General features: G+C 69.5%; 10 protein-coding genes. 9 read left to right on the plus strand and 1 reads right to left on the minus strand.

What is annotated here, in order from left to right:
* Positions 1-182: 182 nt before the first annotated feature.
* The 8 genes from thpR (at position 183) to MEICH_RS0119390 (ending at position 11883) form a co-directional block, all read left to right on the plus strand.
* On the plus strand, positions 183-710 hold the full coding sequence (gene thpR / locus MEICH_RS0119355; RefSeq protein WP_027893961.1) for an RNA 2',3'-cyclic phosphodiesterase: 528 nt from the start codon (positions 183-185) through the stop codon (positions 708-710).
* A 2-nt stretch (positions 711-712) separates the two neighbouring features.
* Positions 713-1774, plus strand: coding sequence for a recombinase RecA (recA, locus tag MEICH_RS0119360; RefSeq protein ID WP_027893962.1), 1062 nt, complete (start codon positions 713-715; stop codon positions 1772-1774).
* A 339-nt stretch (positions 1775-2113) separates the two neighbouring features.
* Complete coding sequence (gene rny / locus MEICH_RS0119365) at positions 2114-3862, plus strand: ribonuclease Y (protein ID WP_027893963.1); 1749 nt, start codon at positions 2114-2116, stop codon at positions 3860-3862.
* 160 nt (positions 3863-4022) lie between these two features.
* A complete protein-coding gene (gene mreB / locus MEICH_RS0119370) occupies positions 4023-5069 on the plus strand; it encodes a rod shape-determining protein (protein WP_027893964.1) in 1047 nt (348 codons plus the stop codon).
* Between the two features lie 41 nt (positions 5070-5110).
* Entirely contained in the window at positions 5111-6106 is a 996-nt protein-coding gene (locus MEICH_RS0119375; RefSeq protein WP_027893965.1) for a UDP-3-O-(3-hydroxymyristoyl)glucosamine N-acyltransferase, read from the plus strand.
* On the plus strand, positions 6099-6866 hold the full coding sequence (gene lpxC, locus MEICH_RS0119380) for a UDP-3-O-acyl-N-acetylglucosamine deacetylase (protein ID WP_174422456.1): 768 nt from the start codon (positions 6099-6101) through the stop codon (positions 6864-6866). Before MEICH_RS0119375 ends, lpxC begins: the two co-directional genes overlap by 8 nt.
* 119 nt (positions 6867-6985) lie before the next feature.
* Positions 6986-8440: a glycoside hydrolase family 13 protein gene (locus tag MEICH_RS0119385; protein WP_036219742.1), complete on the plus strand. Its 1455-nt coding sequence runs from the start codon at positions 6986-6988 to the stop codon at positions 8438-8440.
* Between the two features lie 383 nt (positions 8441-8823).
* Positions 8824-11883, plus strand: a complete 3060-nt coding sequence (locus tag MEICH_RS0119390) for an adenosylcobalamin-dependent ribonucleoside-diphosphate reductase (protein WP_027893968.1) — start codon at positions 8824-8826, stop codon at positions 11881-11883.
* 57 nt (positions 11884-11940) lie between these two features.
* Here the strand turns inward: MEICH_RS0119390 and MEICH_RS0119395 are convergent, their stop codons facing one another.
* A complete protein-coding gene (locus MEICH_RS0119395; RefSeq protein WP_157202918.1) occupies positions 11941-12432 on the minus strand; it encodes a hypothetical protein in 492 nt (163 codons plus the stop codon).
* Positions 12433-12898: 466 nt separating this feature from the next.
* On the opposite strand from MEICH_RS0119395, the gene MEICH_RS26155 reads away from it, so the two are divergent.
* Positions 12899-13418, plus strand: a 520-nt coding sequence (locus MEICH_RS26155) for an FAD-dependent oxidoreductase (protein WP_036219744.1), incomplete at its 3' end; no start/stop codon positions are given.

A 13418-nucleotide genomic window follows, 5' to 3' on the forward strand; every position in this document is an offset into this window, starting at 1 on the left:
GAGGGCAGCCGGGCCCGGCGCTACCGCCTCCCCGCGCCCTCCCGCGAGGCGGTGCGCCAGCGGGCGGCCCACGCCGCGCTCTTCCTGCTGGTCGAGGAGTTGCTGGGCTTAGGGAGCCCGGTGCGCGAGGTGAAGGGATGAGGAGCCCGCGCCCTGCCGCCACCGCCGTGCGGCCCGAGACCCTGCGGCTGTTCTACGCCATCTTCGTCCCGCCCGAGCTGCGGCCCCCGCTCGAGGAGGCCCAGCGCAAGCTCAAGGGCTTCCGCAACTGGAAGGCCACCCCGCCCGAGCAACTGCACCTCACCCTGATGTTCTTGGGCGAGGTGCCCAGGGGGCGCCTGGACGAGACGGTGCAGGTGGGGGCGGTGGTGGCCCGCCGGGTCGCGCCCTTCACCCTGCACCTGGGCGGCACCGGCTACTTCCCGCCGGACGGCACCCCGCGGGTGTGGTTCGTCAAGGCGGAGGGGGCGGGCTTAGAGCCCCTCGCCGCCGGCCTGCGGGAGGCCCTCCCCGACCTGGGCGACCCCAAGCCCTTCAAGGGCCACATCACCCTGGCCCGCCGCAAGGGCCCCGCGCCCCGGGTCGGGCCGGTGGTGTTCGACCTCGAGTTCGGGGTGGAGGGGTTCACTTTGGTGCAGTCCGAGCTCTCCAAACAGGGTTCGCGTTACCGCGTGCTGCAACGCTTCGAACTGAAAGGACGTGAGGAATGACTATGGATAAGGACAAACAAAAGGCGCTGGACACCGCGCTCAAGACCATCGAGAAGCAATTCGGCAAGGGCGCGGTGATGCGCCTGGGCGAATCCAGCCGCCAGCACGTCGACGTGATCCCCACCGGCAGCATGGGCCTCGACCTTGCCCTCGGCGTGGGCGGCATCCCGCGCGGGCGCATCATCGAGATCTACGGCCCCGAGTCGGGCGGCAAGACCACGCTCTCGCTGTCCATCGTGGCCCAGGCCCAGCGCAACGGCGGCGTGGCGGCCTTCGTCGACGCCGAGCACGCCCTCGACCCCACCTACGCCCGCAGCCTCGGCGTCAACGTCGACGACCTGCTGGTCTCGCAGCCCGACACCGGCGAGCAGGCGCTCGAGATCGTCGAGCTCCTCACCCGCTCGGGCGCCGTCGACGTGATCGTCGTCGACTCCGTCGCCGCCCTCACCCCCCAGGCCGAGATCGAGGGCCAGATGGGCGACGCCTTCGTGGGCCTGCAGGCGCGCATGATGAGCCAGGCCATGCGCAAGCTCACCGCCGCCCTCTCCAAGAGCAACACCGCCGCCATCTTCATCAACCAGATCCGCGAGAAGGTGGGCGTGATGTACGGCAACCCCGAGACCACCCCGGGCGGCCGGGCGCTCAAGTTTTACGCCTCCGTACGCCTCGACGTGCGCCGCCAGGGCCAGCCCATCAAGGTCGGCAACGACGCGGTGGGCAACCGGGTGCGGGTTAAGGTAACCAAGAACAAAGTGGCCCCGCCCTTCCGTGAAGCCGAGATCGAGCTTTACTATGGAAAGGGGATTGACCCCCTGGCCGATCTGGTCACGGTGGCGGTGGCTGCCGAGGTGATTCAGAAGTCGGGTTCCTGGTTGTCTTATGGCGAAGTCCGTCTGGGACAGGGCAAAGAGAAGGCCGCCGAGTACCTCAAGGGCGACCCTAAAATGGCTCAGGAAATCCGCGAGAAGGTGCTCGCCCAGTCCAGCAACCTGCCGCTCAACCTGGCGGGTGACGACGAGGAAGAGACAACCTCCACCCCAGTTCCCGCCGAAGCCGAAGCCTAGTAGCCGGGTAGCCCTGCCTGAGAACGCTGAGGTTTAGATTGAAGCATTTGCCAAGCCTGGATTGATCAATCTGATCCAACCGTGCCGCTCAGGTCGGGGCAAGGGTTCCCCAACCTGACGCCATGACTGCCCGCTACTCACCCCCGCGTTCCCCCCGTCCCCTGGATGCGCTCCGGCGCACCTGGGGGATTTTTCGTGAGTGGACGGGCCTGAACCTGGTTCTCAGGCTGTTCTGGCGCGGGCTCGAGGAGGCCACGCCGCCCCTCGCCCGCCCTGCCCGCCGCGGCTTTAGAGGCCCGCGGCGGTACAACCGCTGGCGCTTCCCGGAGGAGGTTGGTAATGACCCCATTGGATATTGTGCTGATGTTGATCGTGGTGGTGCTGCTGGCAGCGGTGGTGCTGCTGTGGCAGCGTGGCAATCGGATGGCCGAGCTCGACAAGAGCGCGCTCGAGGCCGCCCGGCAGGAGGCCCAGGTCATGCTGGACGCGGCCCGCAAGGACGCCCAGACCACCCTGGAGACCGCGCGCTCGCAGGCGCAGGCCCTGCTGGAGAACGCCCGCGCCCAGGCCCGCGAGCTCACCGCCACCGCCCAGAACGAGGCCCGCTCCACCCGTGAGACGGCCCAGGCCGAGGCCGAGCGCATCCGCACCGACGCCGAGAACCGGGTGCGTACCCGCATGGCCGAGGAGCGCGAGCGCCTGCAGGTGGCCCTGGCCGCCGAGCGCGAGTCGCTGAAGCTCGAGCGCGAGCGCCTGCAGTCCGACCTCACGGCGGTGCGGGCCGAGCGCGAGGAGCTCAAGCGCGAGACCGAGCGGCTGGCCCGCCGCGGCGAGCAGCTCGACGCCCGCGCCGCCCGCCTCGACGAGCAGGAGGAAAAGCTCGACGTCCACGAGAAGGCGCTCTACGAGCGCGAGGCCGAGCTCGCCACCCGCGAGCGCCACATCGACCTCAAGCTGCAGGAGGTCGCGGGCATGAGCCAGGAGGAGGCCCGCAACCTGCTGCTCACCCGCCTCGAGGCCGAACTCGAGGAGGAGCGCGCCCACCGGGTGCGCGCCAGCCTGGAGAAGGCCCGGCTCGAGGTCAAGCGCGAGGCCCAGAAACTCTTGGCCCAGGCTATGCAGCGCCAGGCCTCCGAGACCGCCGCGGCGCTGGCGGTGTCGGTGGTGCCCATCCCCTCCGACGCCATGAAGGGCCGCATCATCGGGCGCGAGGGCCGCAACATCCGCACCTTCGAGGCCCTCACCGGCGTGGACCTCATCATTGACGACACCCCCGAGGCGGTGCTGCTCTCCAGCTTCAACCCCGTGCGCCGCGAGATCGCCAAGATGGCCCTCGAGCAGCTCGTCAGCGACGGCCGCATCCACCCCAGCCGCATCGAGGAGGTGGTGGAGAAGGCCAAGAACGAGATGAAGACCTACATCTACGAGCGCGGGGAGGAGGCGGCGCTCGAGGCGGGCGTGGTCGGGCTCAAGCCGGGGCTGGTGCAACTGCTCGGCCGCCTGCACTTCCGCAGCTCCTACGGCCAGAACGTGCTCAAACACTCCGTGCAGGTCGCCCACCTCACCGGCATCATGGCCGCCGAGCTCGGCCTCGACGTGACCCTCGCCCGCCGCGCGGGCCTGATGCACGACATCGGCAAGTCCGTTGACCGCGAGATCGAGGGCACCCACGTCGAGATCGGCATCACCCTGGCCTCGCGCTTCGGCGAGCCCAAGGAGGTCATCGACGCCATCGCCCACCACCACGACCCCGAGAACGGCGAGACCCTCTACTCGGTGCTCGCCGCCGCCGCCGACGCCATCAGCGCCGCCCGCCCTGGCGCCCGCCGCGAGAGCCTCGAGGAGTACATCCAGCGCCTGGAGCAGCTCGAGCGCATCGCCATGAGCTTCCCCGGCGTGGACCAGGCCTTCGCCGTGCAGGCCGGGCGCGAGGTGCGCGTCATCGTCAAGCCCGACAAGATCACCGACACCAAGGCCACCCTGCTCGCGCGGGAGATCGCCGGTCGCATCGAGCGCGACATGAACTACCCAGGGCAGGTGCAGGTGACGGTGGTGCGGGAGAGCCGGGCGGTGGAGTTCGCGAAGTAGGCATACGCCGAACGCCAAACGCTAAACGCTAAACGCTAAACGCGAGGGGCTATCGGCACTCCCGTAGTGGCGTAGCGGGCCAGTTCCCCGACGACGCCACGAAAGAAGCCTGAACCCGTCAAATGTACGGCGCTCCCTAATCCCTATAGAATGGGGCGATATGGCTGGACTCTTCTCCTTGGGCGGACAGGACATTGGCATTGACCTCGGCACCGCGTCGGTGCTGATTTACGTGCGGGGCAAGGGCATCGTCCTGCGGGAACCCTCGGTCATCGCGGTGGTGCAGGGCAGCAAGGAAGTCAAGGCGGTGGGGGCCGAGGCCTACCGCATGCTCGGCCGCACGCCGGGCAACATCGTCGCGGCGCGGCCGCTCAAGGACGGGGTGATCGCCGACTACACCCTGACGGAGAAGATGCTCAAGCTTTTCCTGGCCAAGGTGCTCACCGGGCCGCGCTTCTCCCGGCCGCAGGTGATGGTGGGCGTGCCCTCCGGCGTCACCGAGGTCGAGCGGCGCGCGGTGGTGCAGGCCATCGTGGAGGCCGGGGCCAAGCGGGCCTTCCTCATCGACGAGCCCCTGGCGGCGGCCATCGGGGCGGGGATCAAGATCGCCGAGCCCACCGGGAGCATGGTCGTCGACATCGGCGGCGGCTCCTCCGACATCGCCGTCATCAGCCTGGGGGGCATCGTGCACTCGACGAGCCTGCGGGTCGCGGGCAACGAGTTCGACGAGGCGATCATCCGCCACATCCGCAACAAGTACAACCTGCTCATCGGCGAGCGCACCGCCGAGGACCTCAAGATCAAGATCGGCGCGGCCAAGCTCATGCCCGAGGACGAGCGCCTGGTGGCCGAGGTGCGCGGGCGCGACCTGATCACGGGGCTGCCCAAGACCATCGAGGTCGCCGACCAGGACATCGTGGACGCGCTGCAAGAGCCCTTGGACAAGATCGTGCAGGGCGTGAAGGGCATCCTCGAGACCACCCCCCCGGAGCTCGTCTCCGACATCATCGACCGCGGCATCCTGCTCTCGGGCGGCGGCTCGCTGCTCAAGAACTTCGACCTGCTGCTGCAAGACGCCACCGGCGTCCCCGTGGTGGTGGCCGAGAACGCGGTGGAGGCGGTGGCGGTGGGCACGGGCAAGGCGCTGGACATGCTGCACGTGCTCAAGGACGCGCTGGTCTCCTCCGACAACGTGCTCCGGCGCTGAGCCGAGCGCGGGACGCGGATTTGCCTTCGACACCGTTGAGCATGCGCCTGTCGGACGTTGCCCACGCGCTCGAGGGGCGGCTCGAGGGGCCCGACCTCGAGGTCTCGCGCCTCGCGCCCCCCGAGACGGCCCGGCCCGGCGAGCTCGTCGCCGTGCGGGAGCCCAAATTCCTGCCCCAGGCCCTGCAGAGCGGGGCCGCCCTGGTCCTGCCCGACGGCCTGCCGCTGCCGGAGGCCCGCAGCGCCGTGCGGGTCGCCTCCTTAGGCGCGGCTTGGCCCCGGCTGCTGGCCCTGTTCGAGCCGGCGGAGCCCTGGGCCGAGCCCGGCGTCCACCCGACCGCGCTCGTCGAGGCGGGGGCCCGCGTGGACCCCGCCGCCCGGGTGGGGGCCTTCGCCACCGTCTGCGCGGGGGCCGAGGTGGCCGCCGGGGCGGTGGTGGGGCCGTACAGCTACGTGGGGCCCGGCTGCCGGGTGGGGGAGGGGGCGGTGCTCGAGGCCCACGTCACCCTGCACCGCAACACCCGCCTCGGCCCCAAGAGCCGTGTCCTCTCGGGCGCGGTGCTGGGCGCGGTGGGCTTCGGCTTCCAGGACGGCCAGCGCCTGCCCCACACCGGCGGCGTGGTCGTCGAGGAGGGGGCCGAGATCGGGGCGGGGACCATCCTCGAGCGCAGCCTGGTGGGCGATACGGTGGTGGGGGCTTACAGCAAGATCGGCGGGCGCTGCTACATTGCCCACAACGTCCGCATCGGGCGGGGCGTGGTGATGGTGGGCTTCAGCGGGATCGCCGGCAGCGTGGTGGTCGAGGACGGGGTGGTGATGGGCGGGGACGTGGTCGTCTCCGACCACGTCCGCATCGGGCGGGGGGCCCGCGTCGCCGGCGGGAGCGGCATCAGCAAGGACGTGCCGCCGGGCGAGACCTGGGCCGGGGGGATCCCCTCCAAGCCCCTGCGCGAGCACTGGCGCCGCCTGGCGCTGCTGGACTGGCTGGCGGGGATGGAGAAAAAATTGCGCCGGGTATTGAGGGAAAGCGATGATTGAGGTTTCGGGCATCGGTTTGCACAGCGGCGAGCGGGCGACGGTGCGCTTCCACCCGGCCGAGGGGCCGGTGCGCTTCCGGGTGGGGGGGGTGGAGATCCCGGCCCGGGCCAGCGCGGTGGTGGACACCCTGCGCTGCACCACGCTGGGGGCCCAGGGCGCCCGCGTCGCCACCGTCGAGCACCTGCTGGGGGCCTTGTGGCTGAAGAACCTGTGGCAGGGCCTGCTGGTCGAGGTCGAGGGGCCGGAGATCCCCATCCTCGACGGCAGCGCCCGCGAGTGGCTCCGCGCGCTTGAGCCCCTCCCCGCCAACCCCCTCGAGCCCCTCCCCCTGCCGCGCCCGCTGCGGGTGCTGGAGGACCAGGGCCAGATCGTGGCCGAGCCCGCCCCCGAGTTCCGGCTCAGCGTGACCATCACCTTCAAGCACCCCCTCATCGGCTACCGGCGCTTCGAGAGCCCGCCCGGCCGCCTGGCGGAGGTGGCCGAGGCCCGCACCTTCGGCTTCCTGCGCGACCTCGAGGCCCTGCGCGCGCAGGGCCTGGCCCACGGGGCCAGCCTGGAGAACACCCTGGTCTACACCGAGACCTCCAGCCTCAACGCCCCCCGCCTCCCCGACGAGCCCGTGCGCCACAAGGCCCTCGACTTCCTGGGCGACGTCTACCTCGCCGGGGCGCCCTTCCGCGGCCACTTCACCGTGCACCGCGGCTCGCACCGCCTGCACGTCGAGCTCGCGCGGGCGCTCGAGGGCCTCCTCCCGGCCTGACGGCGCGGGCGCTCGAGCCGCCGCAGGTCACGATCCCCTTGCGCGGCCGTGCCGATCGCTTAGACTTACACGGGTATGCCGAAACGCCCACCCGCACGGGCGGGCCTGGAGGGAGCCGCATGACGCCCGACTGGGTAAAAGACGCCGTGTTCTATCAGATCTTCCCGGACCGCTTCGCCCGGGGTGAAGGGCCGCTGGCGATGCCTGCGCCGCTGGCCGCGCACTTCGAGAGCTGGGACTCCCCACCCACCCTGCGGGGCTTCAAGGGGGGCAACCTGTGGGGGGTGGCCGAGAAGCTCGACTACATCAAGGACATGGGCTTCAACGCCATCTACTTCTGCCCCATCTTCGCCTCGACGGCCAACCACCGCTACCACACCACCGACTACTTCCAGGTCGACCCCATGCTCGGGGGCAACGCCGCCTTTGCGTATTTGCTCGAGGAGGCCCACAAGCGCGGCATCCGGGTGGTCCTCGACGCGGTGTTCAACCACTGCTCGAGGGGGCACTTCGCCTTCCAGAACATCCTCGAGAACGGCCCCAAGTCGCCCTACCTCAAGTGGTTCCACGTCTTCGGCTGGCCGCTCAACGCCTACGAGCGCCGGGCCAACTACGCCGCCTGGTGGGACAACCCCGAGCTGCCGAAGTTCAACACCGACACCCCCGAGGTGCGCGAGTACCTCTTCGCCGTGGCCGAGCACTGGGTGCGCCAGGGCATCGACGGCTGGCGGCTGGACGTGCCCAACGAGATCAACGACGACAGCTTCTGGCAGGAGTTCCGCTGCCGGGTCAAGGCCATCAACCCCCAGGCCTACATCGTCGGTGAGATCTGGGAGGACGCCGACCGCTGGCTGCAGGGCGACCAGTTCGACGCGGTGATGAACTACCCGCTGGGCCGGGCCGTGCTGGGCTTCGTGGGCGACGCCCTCCTCGACCGCGACCTCGCCGCCAAGAGCGGCCTGGGGAGGGTGGAGACCTTGCAGGCCCTGGCCTTCAGCCACCGCCTCGAGCACCTCTTCGACCGCTACGACTGGGAGATCGTGCAGGCGCAGATGAACATCATGTCCTCGCACGACACGCCCCGCCTGTTCAGCCTGATGCGCGCCGACGTGCAGCGCAGCGCCCTGGCGTTGGCCCTGCTCTACGCCCTGCCGGGCGTGCCGACGGTCTACTACGGCGACGAGGTCGGGCTGCCCGGCGGCCACGACCCCGACAACCGGCGGGGGATGCCCTGGGACGAGGGCCACTGGCAGCAACCCGTCGTCGAGACCGTGCGGCGGATGAGCCAGTTGCGCCACAGCGTCCCGCTGCTGCGGCGGGGCCGCTACCAGCGCCTGTATGCCCAGGACCGCCGCCTGGCCTTCGCCCGGGTGGAAGGGGAGGAGGGGGTGGTGATCACGGTCAACGCCTCGGAGGAGCCGTGGCCCGTGCTCATCCCCCTGCACGGGGTCTGGTCGCGCGGCGAGGTGGCGGTGGAACTGCTCAGCGGCGCCGAGGTCACGTGCCAGGGGGGCAGCCTCCAGGGCTACACCCAGGAGCCCTTCTCGCTGGCGGTGTGGCACCTGCGGGGGTGACGCCGCGGGCTGCCGCGCTCGACGCCTCGCCTCGAGGCGGCTCGCGCGCTTCCGCACACCATCTCTACCGGGGTCTGGCTCAGCTTCGGCCCGCCGAAATGTGCTCGAGGCTAAAGCCAGAACCCCGGTTCTTGTGTTAACATACTGGTAACGGTGTACCCACTATAACTTGGGCCTCGGGAGAAGTACACCCGCTAGATGAAGGGATGGGCGCCTTGATTTTTGGCCGATGCCGGCGGTATTCTGAGCACGTCCCCGGAAAGATTGTGACGGCTGCACCTTGCGGCCCTACCACTATAGGTAGTAGTATCGCTGCCAGAAACCCCAAGATATAGGGCCTTATTCCTGGGCCAGGGGGAGTGTTGCGAATTTTTGGAGGAAGCATGGACGCCTTTGAACCCGCTGTTTTCGACGATCACGCCCGTTCAATCGCCAAGCGCCAGTACATGCAGGACGGTGACGGGGACGTATTCGGAATGTTCCGCCGGGTCGCGGATTGGGTGGCGAGCCCGGAGTCTGAGCAGAACCGGGCCTACTGGAGCGAGCAGTTCTACCGCCTGATGGCCTCCAAGCGCTTCTGCCCCGGCGGGCGGGTGCTGGCGGGCGCGGGGACCCAGCACGGCAACGTGCTCAACTGCTTCGTGCAGGGGGCCACCGAGCACGAGCCCTCCAGCTTCGAGGGGGTGCTCGAGGTCGCCAAGAAGCTCGCGCTGGTGACCAAGGTGGGCGGGGGCAACGGCGTCAACCTCGACCCATACCCGCCCCGCCATGGCGGGGCGGGCAAGGAGGCCGGCGAGCGCGGCACGGTGCGCGGCTTCGCCTACCTCAGCGCCACCCACGCCGACGTGGAGGACTTCATCCGGGGGTTGATGCGTCCGCCCATCAACCCCGACGGCGAGAAGGAGAGCGTCACCATCCGCAACTGGACCCGCGTGGTGTACGGGCTGGTGAGCCCCGAGCTCGCCGCGCTGGCCCGCCGCCACGGGGTCATGACCGTACGCGAGAAGCCCGCGGGCACCGCCCTCGTCCCCGACGACATGGCCGGGATCATCGACGCGGCCCGGGAGGCCATCCGGCTGGCGGGCAGCCACGCCGAACCCCACGTCGACTTCAGCGCCCTGCGGCCGGAGGGTGCGCCCATCAAGGGCTCGGGCGGCACCAGCAGCGGCCCGGTGAGCTTCCTGGTCGAAATCTTCGACAACTTCCTGGAGTGGGCCAACCTGGGGGCGGAGAAAAGCGGCCCGGTGGCGACGCTGCGCTACGTGTACTCGCCGGTGCTCAGGGTGGTGCGCCAAGGGGGTACCCGGCGCGGGGCGGGCATGGCCACCCTCTCCATCGACCACTCCGACCTCCTCGACTTCCTCACCGCCAAGGACCTCGACCGCGAGGCCGCCGAGGGCGACATCTCCACCTTCAACATCTCCATCCTGGTCACCGAGGCCTTCTGGAACGTGCTCCAGGCCGACGGCCTGTGGGGCGTGGAGCCCGCCGAAGTGCCCGGCAAGTACTACCCCGTGCCGGTGGAAGGGGAGTACACGGGCGTTATCCCCGACCTCCCCGACCGCGAGGCCGACGGCGCCCGCCCCATCCCCGTCTACCGCCTGGGAGCAGATTCCCTCCAGGACAGGGCCGGTGGCCCCGTACGCCTGGGCGTGCCCGCGAAGTGGCTGTGGCACGAGATTGCCTGGCACGCCTGGGCCACCGGTGAGCCGGGCCTGATCTTCGTCGACCGCATCAACGAGCTTTCGGCCTTGAAGAACCTAGGGGAAAGGTACGTGATAAAAAGCACAAACCCGTGCGGCGAAATTCCCCTCACCGTGGGCGAGCCCTGCGACCTGGGCGCGATCAACCTGGCCGCCTACGTCGAGAACGGGCAGTTCGACTCCGCCGAGTTCCGCAAGGACGTGCGCACCTGCGTTCGCTTCCTGGATAACGTGCTCGACGTGAACGTGTTCGCCCTCGAGGACAACCGCGTCGCCAGCCAGACCCTGCGCCGGCTCGGCTTGGGCGTGATGGGCCTGGCCGACGCGCTCATCAAGCTGGGCCTGCCTTACTCCTCGGAGGCCGGGCGCCAGGCGGTGGCCGAGATGATGAACGCCATGCGCGAGGAAGCCATCGCCGCCTCCGAGCAGCTCGGCGAGGAGCGGGGGGTGTTCCCGGTCTACCGCGACAACCCCGCCGCCTTCGAGGCGCTGGGCATCCGCCCCCGCCGCAACGTCGCGGTGCTCACCGTGGCCCCCACCGGCACCACCAGCATGCTGATGGGCGTCTCGAGCGGCATCGAGCCCATGTTCTCCCCCTTCATGTGGCGGCGCATCGGCGGGCAGTACAAGGCCCTGCTGCACCCGCTGTTCGTCGAGCTCATGGAGCAGTACCCCGCCGACGGGGCCTTCGCCACGCCCGAGGGCAAGTGGGACTGGGACAAGCTCATCGAGGCCATCCAGGCCAACCACGGCACCGTGAAGGGCCTCCCCGACATCCCCGCGGGCATCGCCGCCGTGTTCGAGGGCGCCCACGACGTGCCGCCTTTGGACCACGTGCGCATGCAGGGCGTGGTGCAGCGGGCCTTCGACGCCGAGGGCTACGCCGCCAACTCGCTCTCCAAGACCATTAACCTCCCCAACGAGGCCAGCGTGGAGGACGTGGAGGCCGCCTACACCGAGGCCTACCTCACCGGCTGCAAGGGCATCACCGTCTACCGCGACGGCAGCCGCCAGTTCCAGGTGCTCTCGGTGAGCAAGGAGGAGAAGAAGGAGGAGAAGCCGAAGCCGGAGGGCTCGGAGACCGTCGCGGTGCAGCCGGCGCTGCTCGAGGTCCCCGCCGAGCCCATGCCCAAGGTGGGCCAGCCCGTCTTCGAGCGCACCGGCCGCCTGGTGGGCTACACCGACATGGTCAAGCTCACCGCCGCCGACGGCACCCGCCGCGGCTTCCTGGTGACGGTGAACATGCAGGGCGAGCACCCGGTGGAGGTCATCCTCACCTCGGGCAAGGCCGGCGACGAGGCCAACGCCGACAGCGAGGCGCTGGGCCGGGTCATCTCCATCGCCCTGCAGTACGGCGTGCCCGCCGAGGCGCTGGTCAAGACCCTGCGCGGCATCAACGGCGGTCTCTACGGCAACTACCAGGGCCGCTTCGTGACCTCCAAGGCCGACCTCATCGCGGTGGCGCTCGAGACCAACGCCGCCGTGGCCCTGGAGGACGATCCCCTGTCGGGACGGGCGAAGCCCGCACACCGGGAGGAGAGCCGCCGCGCCGCCTCGAGCGACGTGGTGCCCCAGACCCCCCAGCGCGCCCTGACCCCGCCCGTCCACATCGCCGCCGTCAGCGCCAAGCCCGCGGGCAAGACCGGCCTGGGCAAGTGCCCGGAGTGCGGCGACGAGAACCTCGTGCGCGAGGAGGGCTGCACCAAGTGCTATAGCTGCGGCTACAGCAAGTGCGGCTGAACCACGCCCCGAATAGACCGGTCCCCCCTCGTTCGAGGGGGGACCGCTTCATGCCCTTCAGTATTGGAAACAGCCGAGCCGGGAGGCGTAGGCCTCGAGCCCGCTCACGTCGAAGCGCAGCACTCCCTGGCCGAAGGGCTGCTCGAGAACGACCTCGAGCTTCGATGCGCCCAGCAGCCCTTCGAAGAAGGCTGCCGCGTCCTCCTCGGGTATGAAGAAGAAGGAGCGCCCTTCGTAGAGCCTCAGGATCAGCCGGTGGCGCTCCTCCTGTGCGTCGTCGAAACGCCAGCGGACGGAGGTCGGTCCCATCAGGAAGCCTGCAGGTTTGAAGTCGATGGCGATATAGCCGCCGAAGGTGGGGTCTTCCACGTCGAAGCAGGAGAGCGTGAGGTCTCCCTCAGGCAACGTGGAGCCTTCCTTCGAGGCGCTCAGCGTCACGAAAACCTGGGTTCTCTCCGTCGAGGGGTCGAGGGCCTCCTCGACCTGCCAGCCCTGGGCCCAGGCGCTCCCCAGCGCCAGCACCGCCGTCCATAACCATGCCTTCCGCATCCGCAGTCCTCCCGTCGTAGGCGTCACCAGGACGCACGGGACGCGATTATAGCCGGACCAGCCGTGACCGCAAGTGCAATTTGCTGGAGGCATTACCGCAGCCCCCAAAAAAAGCCCGAGCACAGGGCACCCAAAGGATTGCTTTGGCTGCGCTCGGGAGGCGTTCCGCCTTGGAACAGGACCAGTTTAGTACCGAGAAGGTTAACAACAGGTAAGAAATAACCCTGGCGGGAGGATTGTGGCTAGTGGCTCGTGGTTTGCCCCTCCCCGGCCCTCTCCGCACTCGAGGAGGGTTTATCCCCCCTACCCCCCTTGCTAAGGGGGGTAAATAAAGGGCGTATTGCGTCTCGCATCTTGCGTTTTGCGTTTGGCGTTTGGCTATCAGCCATCACCGCACGACCCCCACCAGACAGATATGGCAAACTAGCTCCAAAGCAGCGTTAGCGACCAGACGGGGGGAACGGGCATGACCCAAGAGACGGACGTGATCGTGGTAGGGGCGGGCCTCGCAGGGCTGGCAGCGGCGGCCGAGGTGGCCGAGGCGGGGAAGCGGGTGGTGATCCTCGAGCAGGAACCCGAGACCAATTTCGGCGGCCAGGCCTTCTGGTCCTTCGGGGGCCTGTTCTTCGTGAACTCGCCCGAGCAGCGGCGGCTGGGCATCCGCGACTCCTACGAGCTGGCGCTGCGGGACTGGATGAACACCGCCGGCTTCGACCGGGAGGAAGACCGCAACCCGCGGCTGTGGGCCGAGGCCTACGTGGCCTTCGCGGCGGGGGAGAAGTACGCCTGGCTGCGCTCGCTGGGCCTGCGGCTCTTCCCGGTCGTGGGGTGGGCCGAGCGCGGCGGGCAGGGCGCGGGCGGCCCGGGCAACTCGGTGCCGCGCTTCCACATCACCTGGGGGACGGGGCCGGGGGTGGTGGAGCTCTTCGAGCGGCGGGTGCGGGCGGGGGTCGAACGCGGCCTCGTCTCGCTGCGCTTCCGGCACC

It is taken from the genome of Calidithermus chliarophilus DSM 9957 (assembly GCF_000430045.1).
GTDB lineage: Bacteria > Deinococcota > Deinococci > Deinococcales > Thermaceae > Calidithermus > Calidithermus chliarophilus.